The following is a 20,890-nucleotide window of genomic DNA, read 5'->3' as shown; positions in this document are numbered from 1 at the left end:
TACAACAATTTTTTTTGAAATGGGTGTATAAAAATCAAAAATATAATATTTGTCTACTGATAGATTGGTTTTTTCTCGTATCTCGGTTCAGATGTAACCTGGATGGATAACTTCTGGAACAGACGAATATCTACATTTGCAAGCATAACGGATACATGAGCCTGGCAGCCTTTTAAATTCGGGACTTGTCTGAGTGCCTGTTCAGCAACCGGATTGGAAGAGGCACTGATAGAAAGTGCAATCAGAGCTTCATCGATGTGAAGTCTTGGGTTCTTGCTTCCAAGGAATTCGGTTTTAACTTTCTGGATCGGTTCCAGGGCAGTCGGTGAGATCAGGTGCATATCATGATCGATTCCGGCGAGCTCTTTTAAGGCGTTCAGGATCAGGGCAGCAGATGCGCCAAGCAGATCAGAGGTTTTTCCTGTTACGATGCGTCCGTCCGGAAGCTCCAGAGCGGCAGCCGGTGCACCGGTTTCTTCAGCGCGTGCAAGAGCGGCATCAACAACCTTACGGTCATGTACGGTAACTCCTGCCTGATTCATCAGAAGCTCGACCTTATAAGTCTCTTCCTTCGGGCATTCACCGGAAAGGAAACGGTCCATGGTGCGGTAGTAGCGGCGAATGATCTCCTGACGGGAAGCTTCTTTGCAGACTTCATCGTCACAGATGCAGTTACCAGCCATGTTAACCCCCATGTCTGTTGGTGATTTGTATGGATTTTCTCCGTAAATGCGCTCAAAAATTGCACTCAGTACAGGGAAGATCTCTACGTCACGGTTGTAGTTGACGGTAGTAACACCGTAAGCTTCCAGATGGAACGGGTCGATCATATTTACATCGTTAAGGTCAGCAGTAGCTGCTTCATATGCTAAGTTGACCGGATGCTTTAACGGGATATTCCAGATCGGGAAGGTTTCGAATTTGGCATATCCTGCGCGGACTCCGCGCTTGTGCTCATGATAGAGCTGGGAAAGGCAGGTAGCCATCTTTCCACTTCCAGGTCCAGGTGCGGTGATGACAACCAGAGGTCTGCTTGTCTCAATATATTCGTTCCTTCCGTATCCTTCGTCACTTACGATCAGCGGGATGTTGGAAGGATAACCTTCTATTACATAATGGATATAAACTTTAATGCCAAGCTTTTCCAGACGTCCTTTGAAAAGATCGGCACTGTTCTGTCCGGAGTACTGTGTGATAACAACACTTCCGACAAAGAGACCATTGGCTTCAAATTCGTCTTTCAGGCGGAGAACGTCAGTGTCATAAGTGATCCCGAGGTCACCGCGGATTTTGTTGGCTTCAATATCGGCTGCACTGATAACGATCACAATCTCTGCGGTATCCGATAATTCTTTTAGTAAATGTAATTTGCTGTCCGGCTGAAATCCCGGAAGCACGCGGGAAGCATGATAGTCATCGAAAAGCTTTCCACCGAATTCAAGATACAGTTTGTTGTCAAACTGATTGATTCGCTCACGAATGTGAGAAGACTGCATTTGCAGGTATTTTTCATTATCAAACCCAATTTTCATAAAGTTCCATCCTTTTTGTCCATAATTTTACTTTCATAGAAGCAATTCAAACCTAGTATACTATAAAATATGACTTTTTTACAATCTTTTCATAAATTTTTCATTGATTTCTAAAAAACGCCTACTTATAATAGAGAGGACGACACTTAGGAGGTAGGTATGGATAACCAGAATAATAGAAATAAGCAAAACCTTCCGGGAAATAATAACCCGAATAATAAAAATAACCGCCAAAGATGGAATATTATATTATTTACCGTTATGCTGATCTCGTTTATCGTATTTGCGTTGTATCAGTTCCGGGAAGACACAGATGCCCGGGAGATTACCTATGATCAGTTCCTGAACATGGTAGATTCCGGGGAAGTTAAGAAAGTTGTGATCGAGGATGACAAGATTGTGATCACAGCGAAGACAGAAGCTGAGATGAAGAACAGCAAGAAAAAAGGCGCTTCGGAGAGCGATGTGGTCGAAGGTTCTGTAGCAGATAACAACGACAGCAGCAGTAAGGACAGCAGCGATGACAGTACAGGTCTGTTCAGTAATGTGACAAGGAAGCAGTATTATACCGGTATTGTGAAGGATGATACCCTTTCGGACAGACTGTATAAAGCAGGTGTTGAGTATGAACAGAAGATACCGGATTCTACATCTTATATGGTGATGAATCTTCTGGTTAACATTGTTCCGCTTGTGATCATGATCGGTCTGGGCGTGATGCTGATGCGCCGTATGACAAAGGGTGGCGGCATGATGGGCGTTGGAAAGAGCAATGCCAAGATGTATGTGGAAAAATCTACCGGAGTCACATTTAAGGATGTAGCCGGTCAGGATGAAGCAAAAGAATCCTTGCAGGAAGTAGTCGATTTCCTGCATAACCCTGGCAAATACACCGGAATCGGAGCGAAGCTTCCGAAAGGAGCACTTCTTGTAGGTCCTCCCGGAACCGGTAAGACACTTCTTGCAAAAGCAGTTGCCGGAGAAGCAAAAGTACCGTTCTTCTCTCTTTCGGGTTCTGCATTTGTTGAGATGTATGTCGGTGTCGGAGCGTCAAGAGTACGTGACCTCTTTAAGCAGGCACAGCAGATGGCGCCGTGTATTATTTTTATCGATGAGATCGATGCGATCGGAAAAAGCAGAGATTCACAGCTTGGTGGTAATGATGAAAGAGAACAGACACTGAATCAGCTCCTTGCAGAGATGGATGGATTTGACAGTAATAAAGGTCTTCTGCTTCTTGCGGCAACGAACCGTCCGGAGATCCTGGATCCGGCGCTTCTCCGTCCGGGAAGATTTGACAGACGTATCATCGTAGATAAGCCAGATCTCAAGGGACGTATTGATGTCCTGAAAGTACATGCCAAAGATGTTAAGATGGATGAGACAGTCAATCTGGAAGAGATTGCACTTGCAACTTCCGGGGCAGTCGGTTCTGATCTTGCCAATATGATCAACGAGGCTGCGATCAATGCGGTAAAAAAAGGAAGAAATGTTGTATCCCAGGCAGACCTTTTTGAGGCTGTTGAGGTCGTTCTTGTGGGTAAAGAGAAGAAAGACCGTATCATGAGCCAGAAAGAACGCCGTATCGTATCATACCATGAAGTCGGTCATGCACTGGTAACTGCCCTTCAGAAGGACGCAGAACCGGTACAGAAGATTACAATCGTTCCGAGAACCATGGGTGCACTCGGTTATGTGATGCAGACACCGGAGGAAGAGAAGTTCCTGAATACCAAGGCTGAGCTGGAAGCAATGCTGGTGACAGCCCTTGCAGGACGTGCAGCAGAGGAACTGGTGTTTGACACAGTTACAACCGGAGCATCGAACGATATTGAGCAGGCAACCAAGATCGCAAGAGCGATGGTAACACAGTATGGTATGTCTGAAAAATTCGGACTTATCGGACTGGAATCTATCCAAAACCGTTATCTGGACGGAAGAGCTGTTATGAACTGCGGAGAGGCAACCGCGGCAGAAATCGATCAGGAAGTTATGAAGATGCTGAAGGGAGCATATGCAGAAGCGAAGAGAATGCTTTCCGAGCATCGTGAAACGATGGATCAGATCGCCGGATTCCTGATTGAGAAAGAGACGATCACCGGAAAAGAATTCATGAAGATTTACCGCAGATGTGAAGGAATTCCGGAACCGGAAGAAAAGAAAGAAGAGAATCCTGTAAAAGAGCAGACGATCGAGATGCCGAAGAAAGAGGCAGATACCGAAGCTGCACAGCAGGAAGAGAAAGAAACGCAGAAGAAAGTAGAAAGAGACGAAGACGGATTCATCCTTCCGCAGAAGCGTGACTAGTCTAAAATAACAGAAGATGCAGAGGTTTCAGAACAATAGGTTCTGGAGCCTCTTTTTTTCTGTAGATTCTTTTGAAAGAATGACTTGTATTGTCTGCAGGAAGCAAGGTATAATGTGACTATGGAAAATCAGACATTTATTATTGAAGACGAACTTAAAAAACTTCCTGGGAAACCGGGAGTCTATCTGATGCATGGGGAAAAGGACGAGATCATTTATGTTGGAAAGGCGATCAGCCTGAAGAACCGTGTCAGACAGTATTTTCAGCCGAGCAGGAACAGGGGAGCCAAGATTGACCAGATGGTGACGCATATCACCCGGTTTGAGTATATCGTGACGGATTCGGAACTGGAAGCACTGGTTCTGGAATGCAATCTGATCAAGGAACACCGACCAAAGTACAATACGATGCTGATGGATGATAAGAGTTATCCATTTATCAAAGTGACAACCGGCGAAGCATATCCAAGGATTATGATGGCAAGGCAGATGAAGAAGGACAAGTCAAAGTATTTCGGCCCTTATACCAGTGTGACGGCGGTAAAAGATACGATCGAACTGATCCGGAAGCTTTACCGTCTGCGTAGCTGTAACCGCATCCTTCCGCGCGATATCGGAAAAGAAAGATGCTGTCTCTATCATCATATCAAGCAGTGCGATGCACCGTGTCAGGGGTATATTTCGCAGGAAAAATACAGAGAGTCGGTTGATGAAGTACTCAAATTCCTGGGAGGAAATTATGATAAAATCTTAAAGGATCTGGAGAAAAAGATGCAGGAGGCATCGGATGATCTGGAATTTGAGAAAGCAATTGAATACCGGGAGCTTCTGCACAGCGTGAAGCAAATTGCACAGAAGCAGAAGATTACCGATACAGGGGGCGAGGACCGGGATATTGTGGCTCTTGCAAGAGAGCATGAGGATGCGGTGGTACAGGTATTCTTTATCCGCAATGGTCGTCTGATCGGCAGAGATCATTTTTATCTGCGGATTGCCCAGGGAGATGAAAATGCAGAGATCCTCTCCAGCTTTATTAAGCAGTTTTATGCCGGAACGCCATATATTCCGGGCGAACTGATGCTTCCGGTAGAACCGGAAGAGCGGGAGATCCTGGAAGCATGGCTTGGAGAAAAACGTGGGCATAAGGTTCATTTCCGTATCCCGAAAAAAGGGGAAAAAGAAAAGCTTGTTGAGCTTGCGGCGAAAAATGCAAAGATGGTACTGGAAAAAGATAAGGAGCGTATCAAGCGTGAAGAAGGAAGAACGATCGGTGCAGTAAAAGAAATAGAAAAGTTGCTTGATCTTAATAACCTGGTGCGTATGGAGGCGTATGATATTTCCAATACCAATGGATTTGCCTCGGTAGGGTCGATGATCGTTTATGAGAGAGGCAAACCGAAACGAAACGATTATCGTAAGTTCCACATTAAGGGTGTGCAGGGGGCGGATGATTATGCAAGTATGCGTGAGGTTCTCACCAGAAGATTCCGGCATGGTCTGGAGGAACAGAAAAGCGGGAAAGAGCTGGGAAGTTTTAATGTTTTTCCGGATCTGATCATGATGGATGGTGGAAAAGGACAGGTTAATATAGCACTGGAAGTACTGGATGAACTTCATATATCCATTCCGGTATGTGGTATGGTCAAAGATGACCACCATCGGACGAGAGGACTCTACTATCAGAATATCGAGATTCCGATCGACCGCAATTCCGAAGGGTTTCGACTGATCACAAGAGTGCAGGATGAGGCGCACAGATTTGCTATAGAATTTCACCGGAAACTGCGTAGTCAGGGACAAGTGCATTCGATCCTGGATGATATTCCGAGAATCGGACCTGCGAGAAGGAAAGCACTGATGCGGACATTTGCCAGCCTGGATGAGATTAAGAATGCAGAGGTGGAAGATTTGAAAAAAATTCCATCAATGGATGAAAAATCAGCCAAAAGCGTGTATAATTTTTTCAGAGGAAGCGAAATGGAAGATACAGAAGCTACTCGGATGGAAGAACAATAAAAGGAGACAGGACTATGGGAGTAACATTAACAAAAATCGTAGAGAAGATGGAACTTAGAAATCTTACTCCGGATGTCGATATGACACAGCGGGAAGTAAAAATTCCGGATATTAACCGTCCGGCACTTCAGCTCGCCGGATTTTTTGATCATTTTGATTGCGAACGGATTCAGCTTATCGGATATGTAGAGTACACTTATCTGCAGACATTGGAATATGAGCATAAGATGAAAATATATGATACACTGCTTGAGTATGGGATTCCATGCTTTATTTTCTGCAGAAATCTGCAGCCGGATCCGGAATTTCTGGAGAAAGCAGTGAAGAACAATATTCCGGTATTTATTACGGATAAACAGACTTCTTCCTTTTCTGCAGAACTGATCCGCTGGATGAAAGTGGAACTGGCACCGTGTATTTCAATTCACGGGGTACTGGTGGATTGTTATGGAGTCGGTGTTCTGATCATGGGAGACAGCGGTATCGGTAAAAGTGAGGCGGCACTGGAGCTGATCAAGCGAGGCCATCGTCTGGTAACAGATGACGTGGTGGAGATCCGGAAGGTCAGTGATGATACTCTTGTTGGTACAGCACCGGATATTACCCGCCATTTTATTGAACTTCGCGGAATTGGCATCATTGACGTAAAGACGCTGTTTGGTGTGCAGAGTGTAAGAGAGACACAAAATATTGATCTCGTCATTACGCTTGAGGACTGGAACAAGGATCGCGAATACGACAGGCTTGGACTTACTGAGGAGTATACAGAATTTCTTGGTAATAAGGTTGTATGCCACAGTATTCCAATCCGCCCTGGACGTAATGTTGCCATTATCGTAGAATCAGCGGCAGTCAACCACAGACAGAAACAAATGGGCTATAACGCAGCTCAGGAGCTGTACCGCCGGGTACAGGAAAATCTAAAAAAGAATATGTAAGGAGCAGGAGACAGATGAAATATTGTTTTGGTATTGATATAGGCGGAACGACAGTAAAGATGGGACTTTTTCAGGAAGACGGAGAGCTTCTTGATAAATGGGAGATCAAGACACGTACTGAGAACCAGGGAGAAGCAATCCTCCCGGATATTGCGCAGGCAGTGAAAGCAAAGATGGCAGAAAAGAAACTGGTGAAGGAACAGATCATCGGACTTGGAATGGGGCTTCCGGCACCGGTAACCGAGGATGGAATTGTTCAGAATACAGCAAATCTCGGATGGGGATATAAAGAAGTGACACGTGAACTGGAAGAGCTTCTTGACGGAATGAAAGTGATTCCAGGGAATGATGCAAATGTAGCTGCGCTTGGTGAGATGTGGAAAGGTGGTGGAAAAGGTCACAAGAATGTCATTATGGTTACTCTTGGAACCGGTGTTGGCGGTGGAATCATCGTGGATGGAAAGTGCCTTGTAGGGGCACACGGAGCTGGCGGAGAGATCGGTCATCTGTGTGTAAACTACCAGGAGACAGAAACCTGTGGATGTGGAAAGAAAGGCTGTCTGGAACAGTATGCTTCTGCAACAGGAATCACAAGACTTGCCAATATGCGTCTTGCAAAAGATGAGAAACCAAGTACCCTCAGAAATGTGGCAGAGATGTCTGCGAAAGAAGTGTTTGATGCAGTGAAAGCCGGAGACGAAGTCGCGATCGAAATCGCAACTGAATTTGGAAATTATCTGGGACATGCGCTGGCGAACCTTGCAGCTGCATGTGATCCGGCGGTTATCGTAATCGGCGGAGGGGTATCAAAAGCCGGAGAGGTTCTGCTCGATTACATTAAAGGACCATTTAAAGAAATGGCATTCTTTGCAGATAAAGATACAGAATTTGCACTTGCAGAGCTTGCAAATGATGCAGGAATCTGCGGAGCAGCAAAACTGGTATTGGAATAAGTGAAAGATATTATAAAAAACAAAAATCTTGTGAGAAATATTTAACATTCTTGCAAGATTTTTGTTTTTTGCAGAAGAAAATGCAGAATGACAAATGTTTACATTTGACATTCTGCACAAAATGTTGTAGACTTATCGTAGTAACATTATTAAATAAGCCTATGAACTCTAAATAATTGTGAAAAGGAAGACAAAATGATAATACGTAAAACATTAAGAGAGCAAGTAGTTGAAATTTTAAGACATAAGATTTTATCAGGAGAGATCAAACCGGGAGAACGAATTATAGAGGCAAAAGTAGCAGAAGAGCTGAAAGTCAGCAGAGGCCCATTAAGAGAAGCTCTCAGGCAGATCGAAGAAGAAGGGCTGGTTGTATATGAAGCACAGAAAGGCTGCGTAGTAAAGACGATGACTTATGAAGAGATGCAGGAAACATACCTGATTCAGTCTACGCTTGAGAAACTGGCAGTGCAGATGTGTGGGGGAGAGATCAGCAAAGAACAGGATGAAGAGATGCAGAAGATTGTCTTTTCCATGGAGAAAGCGGCCGATCAGAAAAATCTGTATGATGTTATAAAATTCGATGAACAGTTCCATGAATGTATTGTGAAGACCGCACACAGTGAAAAACTTCATAGAATCTGGAAAATACTGGAAGGAGGGAATACGGCGGCATATTATACGATGGATACAAAAACTCTGGTACCATTTGATGTGGTTCACATCAATCATCAGAGAATTTTGGATTTGTTTCATAATGGGACAGTCGAAGATATCTGTAAAGAGATAGAAATCCACTACATGGTTGTCCCGCATGTTCTGTATGAAAATCAAAAGAAAAACGGAGAAAGGAACTGAAGGTATGGTTAAATTTATTGGGAAAAGGCTGACATATGCTGTGTTGACATTGTTCTTGATTGCCACAGCAACATTTTTTCTGGTGGCAGGTGCTCCGGGAGATCCGATCGCTGCAAAAGTCGGACAGATGCCGGAACAGGCACAGGAAATCATCCGTGAGAAATACGGACTGGACCAGCCGGTAGTAAAGCGGTATACAACGTATATGAAGAATCTTCTGACGACAGGAGATTTTGGGGAATCAATTATTTATACCGGACAGTCAGCAAATGATATTATAAAAAATAATACGTTGGTATCAGCGAAGATTGGGTTATTGGGATTGCTGTTCCAGGTGACGATTGGTATCAGTCTTGGAATGGTTGCAGCACTGAACCGGGGAAAACCGGTGGATCATGTCATAAGGGTACTCGTTGTATTGGCAATTTGTGTTCCTAGTTTTGTATTTGCATCGGTATTGCAGTATTTTCTTGCATTCAAATGGAAACTGGTGCCGGTATTTGGCTGGGGAGAATTAAAACACTATATTCTTCCTGTTGCCGCCTATGCAATCGGAGGAATTGCATCTTATACAAAATATATGAGGAGCAGTACACTGTCTGTAATTGGGGAAGATTATATTATCACAGCGAAAGCAAAGGGATGTACGAAAAAAAGAGTGGTACGGAAACATATTTTGAGAAATGCAATGCTTCCGATCATTACAATGATCGGACCTTCTCTGGCAGGAATTTTTGCAGGATCATTCATCCTTGAACGTATGTTTGCGATTCCGGGACTTGGATTCTATTATGTAAAAGCAGTTTCGGATAATGATTATACGATGGTAATCGGTCTTACAATTTTCTTTGCTATTTTGTTCGTTGGCTCGCTGATTGTCGTAGACATTCTGTACGGAATCGTCGATCCGAGAATCCGAGTTGCAAAAGGTAAGAAATAGGAGGGCTTCTGATGAGTACAAAAGAGGTAGTAATGACAGAAGAATGGAATGAATCAGATGATTTTAAACGTATCGGGACGGAAGGATTATCTGGTGAAGATATCGGAGAGAAATCCCTGACCTATTGGGCGGATGTCTGGAGAAGATTCAGGGAAAATAAACTTGCGATATTTGGTCTTATATTATTAGCTGTGATCGTAGTGATCCTGTTTATCGGACCAGTGATTACAGGACAGAATTATCAGCTGATTGATGCGTCAATTAAGAACCAGGGACCAAGCAGTGCACACTGGTTCGGTACTGATGATATGGGAAGAGATCTCTTTACCCGTGTCTGTGTCGGTGGACGTATTTCAATCTATATCGGTTTATGTTGTACATTGGTAATGTTTGTGATCGGAGCACTTCTTGGTGCACTGGCAGGATTAAAAGGCGGACTTGTAGATGATATTATCATGCGTATCTGTGAATTTATCGGAAACCTGCCGTATCTGATCATTGTAGTAATTTTATCCATGGTACTTGGAAGAAGTATGTTCTCCCTCGTCTTTGCGATGAGTCTTACCGCGTGGGTAGGAACCGCGCGTATGGTACGAGGACAGATCCTTCAGATCAAGGAACAGGATTATGTGCAGGCAGCAACAGCACTTGGCGCGTCAACGGGACGTATTATTATCAAACATCTTCTTCCGAATACACTTGGAATTATTATGGTTGATATTACGATGTCAGTTCCGGGATTTATTTTCAGTGAGGCTTTCTTAAGTTATATCGGACTTGGAGTAAGACCACCGGAAACCAGCTGGGGAGCACTTGCATCAGCAGGACAGCAGCAACTTATGTTTTACCCGCATGAATTGTTCTTCCCATGTCTGATGATCGTACTTACAATGCTGACTTTCCATCTGATCGGTGATGGACTTTCAGATGCATTGGATCCGAAGCTGAGAAAATAAAAGGGGGAACTACAAGATGAAAGAAAAAATACTGGAAGTGAAAAATCTGGAGGTATCTTTTAAGACCTACGCCGGAATCTCACACGCAGTAAGAGGAATAGATTTTGATCTGCATAAGGGAGAAACTCTTGCGATAGTAGGAGAGTCTGGTTGTGGTAAGACGGTATCTTCAAAAGCAATCATGCGATTGCTTCCAGAATCAAACACATTATTAAATGAAAATTCTGAAGTATTGTTTCATGGGGAAGATCTTCTGAAAAAGTCAGAAAATGAAATGGTTTCTATTCGAGGAAGCAAAATTTCAATGATTTTCCAGGATCCAATGACTTCACTGAATCCGACCATGAAGATCGGAGATCAGATTGCGGAAAGTATTCTGATCCATAGACAGATTTCTAAAGAAGAAGCACATAAAGAAGCTTTAGAAATGCTGCAGCTGGTTAAAATACCAAATGCAGAAAAACGAATGAAACAGTATCCATTTGAGTTTTCCGGCGGTATGAGACAGAGAGCGATGATCGCAATTGCGCTTGCATGTAAACCGGAAATCCTGATCGCAGACGAGCCGACCACTGCTCTGGACGTAACGATCCAGGCACAGATCATGGAGCTGATCGGAGAATTGCAAAAAGAACTGGATATGGCGATGATCCTTGTAACACATGACTTAGGTGTTGTAGCGAGCGTTGCAGATAAGATTCAGGTTATGTATGCAGGAAAAATTGTAGAACGTGGTGATGTACGAGAAATTTTCTATCAGTCTACACATCCTTACACGAGAGCTCTTCTGGATTCCGTTCCGAAGATCCATTCTACAAATAAAGAAACATTGTATTCCTTAAAAGGAACGCCGCCGGATCTTATTAATCCACCGGTTGGATGTTCTTTTGCTCCACGTTGCGAGTATGGAATGAAGATCTGCAGAAAGAAATATCCGGAGCTTACAAAATTCAGTGATACACAGGAATGTAACTGCTGGCTTCACGATCCAAGAGCGGATGTGAGCAATCTTCCTGAGAATATGATAAGGAGGAGACAGTAACCATGGATAAGAAAGAAGTATTGATCGAAGTAAAAGATTTGAAGAAGTATTTTCAGGTTGGAAGAAACCAGACACTGAAGGCAGTGGATGGAGTAAACTTTAAGATCTATAAAGGTGAGACTCTTGGAATTGTAGGTGAATCCGGCTGTGGAAAAACAACCTGTGGAAAGACAGTTATGGGGCTTTATAAGGCAACAGACGGTGAGGTTCTTTTTGACGGAGTCGATATTAATAAACTGAATAAAAAAGAAAAGAAAGAGTTTACAAAAAGAGCTCAAATTATTTTCCAGGATCCGTATTCTTCACTGAATCCAAGAATGACAGTCGGTGACATCATTGGGGAAGGAATTGATATCCATAAGCTTTACACTGGTAAAGAACGTCAAGAAAAGATTTATGAATTACTGGAACTGGTCGGACTTAACAGAGAGCATGCACTTCGTTTCCCTCATGAGTTTTCGGGTGGACAAAGACAGCGTATCGGAATTGCAAGAGCACTTGCAATCGAACCGGAATTTATTGTCTGTGATGAGCCAATCTCTGCACTTGACGTTTCCATTCAGGCACAGGTTGTTAACCTGCTGATCGAACTTCAGCAGAAGAAAAATCTGACCTATCTCTTTATCGCACATGATCTGTCTATGGTAAAACATATTTCAGACCGTGTCGGTGTAATGTATCTGGGAAATATGGTTGAATTTGCAGAGAGTGATGAGTTATATCAGAAACCATTTCATCCATATACAAAGGCGTTGATGGCAGCGATTCCGATTCCGGATCCGGATACAGAAGAACAGAAGACGAGAATTCGACTGGAAGGAGAGATTCCAAGCCCGGTTAATCCAAAACCTGGATGTAGATTTGTGACAAGATGCAGATATGCAACAGAAAAATGTCATCAGGAAACACCGAAGCTTGAGGAACTCGCACCGGAACACTTCGTAGCTTGTCACAGAGCAAAAGAGTTGATGGAAGATCACCCGCAAGCGTAATCTTGCTGGATATAAAGGAGGAAGACTATGAAAAAAAGAAAAACATTAGCAATGGGGCTTGCAGTAGCAATGGCTGTCAGCTGTCTGGCCGGATGTGGCGGAGATGACAAAAAAGCAAGTTCTGACGGAAAAACAGAACAGGTTCTGAACATCTCCAACAACAGTGTGGTTGTCGGACTGAACCCGCTGATCAACACAACAGGTCCTGATAACGCAGCATTTAATATGGTGTTAGACCCACTCGTTAAAAGAGTAACTCGGGATGGAAATACTTATGAGATCATTCCTGCTGCAGCAAAAAGCTGGGATATAAGTGAAGACGGACTTACTTATACCTTCCACATGAACAAAGATGCAAAGTGGAGTGATGGAACGAAAGTAACAGCAAATGACTTTGAATTTACTTTCCAGAAGATGGCAACTCCTTCCGTTGCAGCAACAAACGCATGGCTGTTTGACGGAGTTATCGAGAACTTCTCAGAAGCTCTTTATGATCAGGGAAAGAAACCGGAAGATATCGGTGTGCACGCCATTGATGAAGATACATTGGAAATCAAAATTATCCACCCGGCATCTTACTTCCTGGAACTGGTTTCTTCATCAGCTTATCCGGTAAACAAAGCAATGTATGAAGAGCTTGGAAGTGATTATGCAACATCTGAAACAAAGACTGTATTTAACGGACCATTCAAGATTGAAAGCTGGAGCCAGAATACAGAAATGGTAGTGGTAAGAAATGACCAATACTGGGGAGCTGACGATGTGAAGCTTGACAAGATCAATTGCAAGGTCATTCAGGAATCAGGTACTGCAGTTCAGTCTTACATCAACGGTGAGTTGGATGTGATCGGTACAACGGATGCAAACTGGGGAAAGACTATCGAAGAACAGGGAGAATCTGAATCATATCAGGTTCCGGATAGTTCACCGGAATTCTTCATGCTGAATGCAGCAAACGAATATCTGTGTAATGAAAAGATCAGACAGGCTTTAACTGTAGCTTATGACCGTCAGGAAATGATCGATACTCTTCGTAATGGAAAAGGCGTTCCGATTTATTCTATGATGCCAGATACTGTCCAGGTTGGAGAAAAAACTTACACAGAATTAGTTGGCGGAAAGAATCATTTCGTTCAGGAACTTCAGGAAGAAATCAAAGATCCGAAAGCTTTACTTATTGAAGGCTTAAAAGAACTTGGTAAAGATCCAGACCCGTCAAAGGTAACAATCCGTTATGCAAGCCGTGGTACATCTGAAGTATCTAAAAAGATTGCTGAATGGATGAAGCAGCAGTGGGAAAGCGTTCTTGGAATCAATGTCGAAATCGATATGATGGAATGGAACATCATGTGGGATAAGATTGACGCCGGTGATTACGATATCGCAACAGGCGGCTGGGGACCATACTACAATGAACCAAGTGCTCTTCTTCAGTTGTTCGATCCTGATAATGGATACTTCAACGCAGAAAAGACAGGATGGTCAGGAGAAGATCCTAAGAAATACCAGGAACTTTTAAATGAAGCAAAATTTGAAGTTGATGACCAGAAGAAGGCAGAGCTTTATCTGCAGGCAGAAGAACTGGTTGTTAAGTCAGGACTGATCGAACCTACTTATGTTGAAGAGGCACCTACATTTGTTAAGAAATATGTGAAGAACTACTTCGTTTCTACAGTTGGTCAGGTTGATTTCTCTCAGGTTTATATTGAAAAATAGTATATTGACTTACAGAGTAAACTAAATTGAAATGTCATAGAGGTTATAAAACCTCTATGGCACTTTAGGTTTAAAAAATAAAAGTAAATGGAGAAATGATTATGTATGTAATTAAAAATGGAACCATTCATACCGGAACGGGTGAAGTGCTTGAAAACTATGATATCTTAATCGAGGGGGAAAAGATTAAGAAAATCGAAAAGAATATCTGCGAAGCAGATGCAGAAATTATCGATGCAACAGGAAAACAGGTTTTCCCTGGTTTCATCGATCCACATTCTTCTATCGGAGCTATGGGGATTCCGACTCGTTACAGAGATAATGCAGAAACTACAAATGTAATTAATCCGGATCTGAGCGTGAAGTATGCCATCGATCCAGATGAAGTGAATGCACAGGAATTCTATAAATCAGGAATTACATCTGTTGGATTTTCACCGGATCACTGCAATGTGATCGGAGGACAGATCACAGTATGTAAGACAGCTCCGGATCATATGGCGAACCGTATTGTAAAAGAGCATGCAGCAATGAAAGGAAGTGTATGCTCAACCGTTAAGGATGTGTATGGTGCAAGTAACCAGATGCCGAAAACAAGAATGGGAATTTTCCATTTGCTCAAAGAAGCAATCAGAAAAGATGACCTTTTGAAGAAATATCAGATGCCATTTGTCATCGCTGCAGAAACTGCAGGTGAGATTCAGTGTCTTATGGAGCTTCTGAAAGATGAAGATATCCAGCTTACAATTGTAGATGGATTTGAATTCGGCGATGCGATCGAAGAACTGAAAGAAAAGAAAGTTGGAATTATCTTTGGTAATTTCAGCAATCTGTCACAGATTTCAAAACATGAAATCGACCTTTCCAGATTAAAAGAACTGGTAGAAAACGGAAACCGCATCGCATTTACAAACACATGCAAAGGTGCTTCTGAAGGTAGAGAAGTATTCATCTGGAGTGCGATCGAAGTATATCGTGCAGGAATCGATGCCGAGGATGTAGTAAAAATGATGACGATCCAGCCAGCCGAGATGCTTGGTGTTGCAGATCGGATCGGAAGTATCGAAGTTGGAAAAGATGCGGACATCACAATTTACAGTGATCATCCTGTAAAATCTTATGCGGCACATGTACAGTTTTGTATGATAAATGGAAAGGTGGTATTATCGTAATGCAGACATTAATCAAAAATGGTATTTTGTATACAATGACAGAGGATAAGGGCATCTTTCAGGGTGATATTCTCGTCGAAGGAACAAAGATCAAAGAAGTAGCAGAACATATCAGTGAAGACTGCTTAGAGGATGGAGATAAGCTCATTGAGGCAGAAGGATATTATGTTCTTCCGGGACTTATCGATGCACATTCTCACATCGGATTATTTGATTTCAATGTGGATCCGTGTGTAGACGATGCCAATGAGATGACAAATCCGGTTACTCTTTCTGTTGATGCACGTTTTGGAACAAATCCAAAAGCAAGAGAATTTAAAGTAGCTTATGAGCACGGAATAACAACCATGCTTCTGACACCTGGAAGCGGAAATGTATTCTGCGGACTTCCGTTTGCACTTAAAACTTATGGAAACAATGTGTTTGATATGACAATCAAATCACCATGTGCGGTGAAGATCGCACTTGGAGGAAATCCGAAAAATACATATGGTGATATGAAACGGCTTCCGATGACGAGAATGGGAATCGCTAAGGTTCTGGATGATACCTTTGCAAAAGCAAAGAAATACATGGAAGACAAAGAACAGAATAAAGAAGTGGAGTATGATCCGGATATGGAAGCTCTTTGCCTGGCTTTAAAAGGAGAAATTCCATGTAAGATCCACTGTACACAGTATGATATGCTCACAGCAATCGAGATTGCGAAAAAATACAACGTACACTTCTCATTAGAACATGCATGGGGAGCAACCGATTATCTGGATGAAATCGTGGAAAGCGGATGCGATATATGCTACGGACCGATTGCAACTTACCGTAGTCCTGGAGAACGTAGAAAAATCGATGTGGAAGCTGTAAAAATGCTGGATGACAGAGGGGTGAATGTGGCGATGATCACTGATTCACCGATTCTGAGTGAAGAATCCCTGTATCATCATGTGGGAGAAGCAGTGCGTGAAGGACTTGCACAGGAGAGAGCAGTAAGAACGGTTACGATCAATGCTGCAAAGGTGCTGGGTGTAGAAGACCGTCTGGGAAGCCTGGAAGAAGGAAAAGATGCAGATATTATTGTAATGAAAGGAAAACTCGGACTTGATACCGATGCAATGGTATACTATACGATGATTGAAGGTAAGATCGTATATCAGAAATAGAAACCAGATTGATAGATAAAAAAGAGAGATCAGTGAATTTCAAATATTCACTGATCTCTTTTTATTCTAATTAGATGATAGATTCTTACTGTCCATTGCCAGAATCTGAGCCACCGGTATTGCCGGAATCAGTGCCGCCACCGGTATTACCGGAATCGCCACCGGTATTACCAGAATCGCCACCGGTATTACCAGAATTGCCACTATTATTACCGGAATCTGTGCCGCCGCCAGTATTGCCGGAATCACCGCCGGTACCACCGGTAGTATCCCCATTAGTGCCGGTAGAGTTACCGGAGGAGTTTCCACCTGTTGTACTATTAGAATCGGATTTGTCATTCGAATTTTTTGTACTGTTTGTGGTAGTTGACTTGCTTGCATGTCCGGAACATGTCTCGGTCGGGACAGTATCCGGATCAAACCATTCGGTCTGTGACGGACAGCCGGAACCGGCAAGCTTACCGGAAATTGTACATACGCTCTTCTGAACGAGAGAACCTGGCATCTCGAAGTCTTTGTAGGTAAGTCCCAAAGCTTCATCGATCCGGTTCATGATCTTAGCCCAGATCTTGAAATGATAGTTCCAGCTTCCTTCAGACATTTCCTGGTTACCATCGTAACCCATCCAGATACCACAGGTATAATACGGTGTAAATCCTTCGAACCAGAAGTCACGGTTGTCGGAGGTTGTACCGGATTTACCGGATGCAGGCATATTATTGAGCTGTGCATCGGTTGCAGTACCCTTTGTGACAACATCCTGCATGGCGTTGGTAAGAAGTGCCGCAGTTGTATCTTTGATCACAGTGTGGCTTTCCGGATTGGAGTTGTCGATCAGGACATTACCATCATGATCCAATACCTTTGTGTACAGGGATGGTTTGTTATATACACCGCCGTTTGCAATGGATGCATAGGCTGCTGTCAGTTCATAGTTGTAAACACCATGGGAAATACCACCAAGAGCAAGAGACTCTACAGCATCGTCTTCGGTAAGTGTGGAAAGACCAAATTTCTCGCAGTATTCAAAACCAAGATTGATACCAATCTTATTCAATGTCTTTACCGCAATGATGTTCATGGACTGTTCGATCGCCTGACGGTATGTTACGGTACCTTTATAGTAATCGCCCCACCAGTTATGAACCTGATGATGTTCCAGGTCGTGCTGATAGTAGTATTCTTCATCAACTTCGGTGGTAGCAAGTGTAAGATCTGCGCTGTCCAATGCCGGAGCGTATACGGCAAGAATCTTGAATGTAGAACCTGCGTTACGGGTAGAACCCTTGTATGCGCGGTTCAGTCCACGGTTGGTTGTTTTTTGTCCACGGCCACCGACAAGAGCTTTGATCTGCCCTGTTTTCTGATCGATGATGGTAAGTGAAGTCTGCGGCTGTGGAGAGAGGTTGACGTACTCATCATAGGTCTCGCCATCCTGGAGAAGACTGTTACGGAATGCGTCAATTCTTTCCTGTGCAGCTTCCTGTGATCCGAAGAGAAGTCCTTCATCATCACCGTACTGATCTGCCCCGAATTGTTTCAGGTGTCCGGCACTGTAGTTATCTACCGAGCCATCAGTATGATAGACTGTGAGGGCATAATCAACACCCCAGTCAATATTGGCCGGATAATTGTTGTCATCATTCAATTCTTCATCACAGATGTTCTGCATCGTAAGATTCTGAGTTGAATAAATGGTGAGACCACCGCTGTACAGTGCGTTCTCTGCCTGTGTCTGGGAATATCCAAGTCCGTCTTCTGAGGTGAGATCTTCGATCAGCTGCTCAGACAGGGCATCAACAAAATAAGAGTTGACGGTGTTGGTCTCTTCGATCCGTGTATTTACGTTCTGAATTCTGGAATATACGTCATCTGCCAGTGCTTCATCATGGGCAGCCTGGTCGATCCAGCCCTGATCGAGCATATTATCCAGAACTTTTTTGCGGCGGGTTGCGTTGTCTTCCGGATTGGTGATCGGATTGTATCTTCCCGGATTCTGTGTGATTGCAGCGATGGTTGCAGATTCGGAAAGGTTAAGTTCATTGACATCCTTATTAAAATATCTCTGTGCGGCTGACTGTACTCCCAGACAGTCCTGACCAAGGTTGATCGTGTTCAGGTAGCTTTCAAGGATTGAATCTTTATCAAGCTGCTTTTCAACCTGAATTGCGAGATACTGTTCCTGGATCTTACGTTCCAGCTTTTCTTCAAAAGTGCTTTCATTTACAAAGTCAGGGAAGACATTGTTCTTGATCAGCTGCTGGGTAATGGTACTGGCTCCTTCAGAGAAGTTGCCACCATGAGTGATACCAACAACAAAAGCACGGATAATACCTTGGATATCAACACCGTTATGCTTGTAAAAACGGGAGTCTTCGATTGCGACGAATGCATGCTGCAGATCCTCCGGGATCTGATCAATCGTCTTATATACACGGTTGGCACCTGCACCGGTGAATTCGGCTATTGTTGTCGTGCCGTCATCTGCAAGTGCGGTGGACGTATAACCCTGTGGTTTGATGCTGTCAGCTGTAATCTCAGGTGCATTATCAATCACATGCCTGATGATAAAGCCACCTCCGATCGCTGCGAGGATACAGCAGACAAAGATACATAATAGAAAACCTTTAAAAAGGCGAACGCCCAGTTTCTTTTTGTGCATATTCTTTTTCGATGTTATGCGTTTTTGTTTTTTAGAAGCTTTTCGCTTTCCATAATTCATGAATGCTTCCTCCTTCATATTGCAATATTATATCAAACTTGATAATTTAAATAAAGGAAAACTTGAAAACTTCAATGTTCCATTTTACAAAATTAAGAAAAATTTCGGAAATATAGGGAAATTGTAACATTTTTGTAATTTTCTTGCATCTGAAGAAATAGATTTGTATACTGGAAATAGTGAAAATATAAGGAAAATGAAGGGAAAAACGCAGACATGCAGGAAGAATACAAAACAGTATACCGGGGAGGAGAAGGGGAAATTGTTGAAAAGAAATCCCGTTTTATCGCAACGGTAAGACCGGTACACTCAGAAGAAGAAGTACTGGCATTTATAGAAGAAGTGAAGAAAAAATACTGGGACGCAAGACATAACTGTTTTGCTTATGTGATCGGTGTAACAAATCCAACTCTGAGATGTAGTGATGACGGGGAACCTGCAGGTACAGCAGGAAAACCGATGCTGGATGTGCTTACAGGGGAAGATCTTCACGATACGGCGGTTGTTGTGACCAGGTATTTTGGCGGGACGCTTCTGGGAACAGGTGGTCTGGTGCGGGCTTATCAGGGAGCAGTAAAGGAAGGTCTTCAGGCAAGTACTGTGATCACAAAGCGCCTGGGTTACCGGTATGAGATTGGAACGGATTATACCGGACTTGGGAAGATCCAGTATATCCTCGGACAACGGCAGATCAGTGTGCAGGATACACAGTATACGGATAAAGTGCTGATGAAAGTGATTCTGCCTTATGATCAGGAGCAATGTGTGGTTTCCGAGATTACAGAGGGAACAAATGGACAGGCTGTGATCGAAAAAGGAGACAGCTGCTATTTTGCGGAGGATGGAAAAGAAATCCTGGTTTTTGAGGAATAGAACAGGAAAAAGAACCCCTATACAGAACGGAGAATCCGTTCTGTATAGGGGTTTTAATGTCTTAGTATACAGGAGGAACTGCAGACAGCAGGTTCTCTGTATGAGTTTATTGGTTTACTGGAATTCCGGTTCGATCAGACCGTAGGTTCCATTCTTTCTCTTATATACAACATTGACTTCGTCTGTCTCAGCATTGCTGAATACGTAGAAGTTATGTCCGAGAAGTTCCATCTGAATGCAGGCATCCTCCGGGAACATTGGTTTGATGCCGAAACGTTTGGTACGGACGATCTCAATCTCGTCTGACTCTGCTGCCGAAGTATCGGATTCAATAAATTCCTGACGGAAATCATGTCCGCCCTGCTGTTTTGCAATCAGTTTGGTTTTATACTTTCTGAGCTGACGCTCGATAATTTCTTCTACGAGATCAATGGATACATACATATCGCTGCTTTCCTGCTCGGAACGGATAATGTTTCCTTTTACAGGGATCGTAACTTCGATTTTCTGACGTTCTTTTTCTACACTGAGTGTAACGATAATGTCAGTTTCAGGAGTAAAATACTTTTCCAGTTTTCCTAATTTCTGTTCTACAGCCTGTCTGAGACCAGGTGTGATGTCAATGTTTCTTCCGCTAATGATAAAATTCATACAGCTCAACTCCTTTTTTCTCATATTTCTCATAGTATGTACGGAGATAAGTGCATCTATAAGAG

16 protein-coding genes are annotated in these 20,890 nt (G+C 43.1%); 13 read left to right on the top strand and 3 right to left on the bottom strand.

Features of this window, described 5'->3' with window-relative positions:
- Positions 1-53 precede the first annotated feature (53 nt).
- Entirely contained in the window at positions 54-1,532 is a 1,479-nt protein-coding gene (locus tag PGZ10_RS01915) for a DUF1846 domain-containing protein (protein WP_008374444.1), read from the bottom strand.
- 159 nt (positions 1,533-1,691) lie between these two features.
- On the opposite strand from PGZ10_RS01915, the gene ftsH reads away from it, so the two are divergent.
- The 12 genes from ftsH to PGZ10_RS01855 all read left to right on the top strand — a co-directional run bounded on the left by ftsH (position 1,692) and on the right by PGZ10_RS01855 (position 16,579).
- Complete coding sequence (ftsH, locus tag PGZ10_RS01910) at positions 1,692-3,839, top strand: ATP-dependent zinc metalloprotease FtsH (RefSeq protein WP_055156964.1); 2,148 nt, start codon at positions 1,692-1,694, stop codon at positions 3,837-3,839.
- A 120-nt stretch (positions 3,840-3,959) separates the two neighbouring features.
- Positions 3,960-5,855, top strand: coding sequence for an excinuclease ABC subunit UvrC (gene uvrC, locus PGZ10_RS01905; RefSeq protein ID WP_270540625.1), 1,896 nt, complete (start codon positions 3,960-3,962; stop codon positions 5,853-5,855).
- 14 nt (positions 5,856-5,869) lie between these two features.
- The gene (gene hprK / locus PGZ10_RS01900; protein WP_008374454.1) at positions 5,870-6,793 is read left to right on the top strand and encodes an HPr(Ser) kinase/phosphatase; all 924 of its coding nucleotides are present in this window, start codon (positions 5,870-5,872) and stop codon (positions 6,791-6,793) included.
- A gap of 14 nt (positions 6,794-6,807) precedes the next feature.
- Positions 6,808-7,746: an ROK family glucokinase gene (locus tag PGZ10_RS01895; protein ID WP_178413731.1), complete on the top strand. Its 939-nt coding sequence runs from the start codon at positions 6,808-6,810 to the stop codon at positions 7,744-7,746.
- A gap of 195 nt (positions 7,747-7,941) precedes the next feature.
- Positions 7,942-8,604, top strand: a complete 663-nt coding sequence (locus tag PGZ10_RS01890) for a GntR family transcriptional regulator (protein ID WP_270540580.1) — start codon at positions 7,942-7,944, stop codon at positions 8,602-8,604.
- A gap of 4 nt (positions 8,605-8,608) precedes the next feature.
- Positions 8,609-9,544: an ABC transporter permease gene (locus PGZ10_RS01885; protein WP_270203581.1), complete on the top strand. Its 936-nt coding sequence runs from the start codon at positions 8,609-8,611 to the stop codon at positions 9,542-9,544.
- Positions 9,545-9,555: 11 nt separating this feature from the next.
- Positions 9,556-10,500 (top strand): ABC transporter permease, encoded by a 945-nt coding sequence (locus tag PGZ10_RS01880; protein WP_270246713.1) that lies wholly within the window; start codon positions 9,556-9,558, stop codon positions 10,498-10,500.
- A gap of 16 nt (positions 10,501-10,516) precedes the next feature.
- On the top strand, positions 10,517-11,542 hold the full coding sequence (locus PGZ10_RS01875) for an ABC transporter ATP-binding protein (protein ID WP_270203583.1): 1,026 nt from the start codon (positions 10,517-10,519) through the stop codon (positions 11,540-11,542).
- Positions 11,543-11,544: 2 nt separating this feature from the next.
- Entirely contained in the window at positions 11,545-12,534 is a 990-nt protein-coding gene (locus tag PGZ10_RS01870; RefSeq protein ID WP_270246714.1) for an ABC transporter ATP-binding protein, read from the top strand.
- A 27-nt stretch (positions 12,535-12,561) separates the two neighbouring features.
- Entirely contained in the window at positions 12,562-14,250 is a 1,689-nt protein-coding gene (locus tag PGZ10_RS01865) for a peptide ABC transporter substrate-binding protein (protein WP_270540578.1), read from the top strand.
- Between the two features lie 101 nt (positions 14,251-14,351).
- The gene (locus PGZ10_RS01860; RefSeq protein ID WP_270203586.1) at positions 14,352-15,422 is read left to right on the top strand and encodes an amidohydrolase family protein; all 1,071 of its coding nucleotides are present in this window, start codon (positions 14,352-14,354) and stop codon (positions 15,420-15,422) included.
- Entirely contained in the window at positions 15,422-16,579 is a 1,158-nt protein-coding gene (locus PGZ10_RS01855) for an amidohydrolase family protein (protein WP_118198562.1), read from the top strand. The genes PGZ10_RS01860 and PGZ10_RS01855 overlap by 1 nt, the downstream gene beginning before the upstream one ends.
- Before the next feature lie 85 nt (positions 16,580-16,664).
- On the opposite strand, the gene PGZ10_RS01850 is transcribed toward PGZ10_RS01855, so the two are convergent.
- Positions 16,665-19,301, bottom strand: a complete 2,637-nt coding sequence (locus PGZ10_RS01850) for a transglycosylase domain-containing protein (protein ID WP_270203588.1) — start codon at positions 19,299-19,301, stop codon at positions 16,665-16,667.
- Positions 19,302-19,517: 216 nt separating this feature from the next.
- Here PGZ10_RS01850 and PGZ10_RS01845 point away from each other — a divergent pair, with 216 nt between their 5' ends.
- Entirely contained in the window at positions 19,518-20,174 is a 657-nt protein-coding gene (locus PGZ10_RS01845; protein ID WP_270246716.1) for a YigZ family protein, read from the top strand.
- 114 nt (positions 20,175-20,288) lie between these two features.
- Here the strand turns inward: PGZ10_RS01845 and hpf are convergent, their stop codons facing one another.
- Positions 20,289-20,825, bottom strand: a complete 537-nt coding sequence (gene hpf, locus PGZ10_RS01840; protein WP_022220288.1) for a ribosome hibernation-promoting factor, HPF/YfiA family — start codon at positions 20,823-20,825, stop codon at positions 20,289-20,291.
- Between the last annotated feature and the right edge of the window lie 65 nt (positions 20,826-20,890).

Origin of the sequence: Coprococcus sp. AF102-57 (assembly GCF_027686195.1) — a bacterium.
Classification (GTDB): domain Bacteria; phylum Bacillota; class Clostridia; order Lachnospirales; family Lachnospiraceae; genus Allocoprococcus; species Allocoprococcus comes.
The sequence above is the reverse complement of the archived record's forward strand: the minus strand, read 5'-3'. Positions and strand labels throughout refer to the sequence as shown.

Excerpts from the sequence above, each read along its gene's own strand:
- PGZ10_RS01870 (WP_270246714.1), top strand. The coding sequence starts at position 11,545 with ATGGATAAGAAAGAAGTATTGATCGAAGTAAAAGATTTGAAGAAGTAT.
- PGZ10_RS01885 (WP_270203581.1), top strand. The coding sequence starts at position 8,609 with ATGGTTAAATTTATTGGGAAAAGGCTGACATATGCTGTGTTGACATTG.
- PGZ10_RS01845 (WP_270246716.1), top strand. The coding sequence starts at position 19,518 with ATGCAGGAAGAATACAAAACAGTATACCGGGGAGGAGAAGGGGAAATT.
- PGZ10_RS01850 (WP_270203588.1), bottom strand. The coding sequence starts at position 19,301 with ATGAATTATGGAAAGCGAAAAGCTTCTAAAAAACAAAAACGCATAACA.
- PGZ10_RS01895 (WP_178413731.1), top strand. The coding sequence starts at position 6,808 with ATGAAATATTGTTTTGGTATTGATATAGGCGGAACGACAGTAAAGATG.
- PGZ10_RS01865 (WP_270540578.1), top strand. The coding sequence starts at position 12,562 with ATGAAAAAAAGAAAAACATTAGCAATGGGGCTTGCAGTAGCAATGGCT.
- PGZ10_RS01860 (WP_270203586.1), top strand. The coding sequence starts at position 14,352 with ATGTATGTAATTAAAAATGGAACCATTCATACCGGAACGGGTGAAGTG.
- PGZ10_RS01855 (WP_118198562.1), top strand. The coding sequence starts at position 15,422 with ATGCAGACATTAATCAAAAATGGTATTTTGTATACAATGACAGAGGAT.
- hprK (WP_008374454.1), top strand. The coding sequence starts at position 5,870 with ATGGGAGTAACATTAACAAAAATCGTAGAGAAGATGGAACTTAGAAAT.
- ftsH (WP_055156964.1), top strand. The coding sequence starts at position 1,692 with ATGGATAACCAGAATAATAGAAATAAGCAAAACCTTCCGGGAAATAAT.
- PGZ10_RS01915 (WP_008374444.1), bottom strand. The coding sequence starts at position 1,532 with ATGAAAATTGGGTTTGATAATGAAAAATACCTGCAAATGCAGTCTTCT.
- PGZ10_RS01880 (WP_270246713.1), top strand. The coding sequence starts at position 9,556 with ATGAGTACAAAAGAGGTAGTAATGACAGAAGAATGGAATGAATCAGAT.
- PGZ10_RS01875 (WP_270203583.1), top strand. The coding sequence starts at position 10,517 with ATGAAAGAAAAAATACTGGAAGTGAAAAATCTGGAGGTATCTTTTAAG.
- hpf (WP_022220288.1), bottom strand. The coding sequence starts at position 20,825 with ATGAATTTTATCATTAGCGGAAGAAACATTGACATCACACCTGGTCTC.
- PGZ10_RS01890 (WP_270540580.1), top strand. The coding sequence starts at position 7,942 with ATGATAATACGTAAAACATTAAGAGAGCAAGTAGTTGAAATTTTAAGA.
- uvrC (WP_270540625.1), top strand. The coding sequence starts at position 3,960 with ATGGAAAATCAGACATTTATTATTGAAGACGAACTTAAAAAACTTCCT.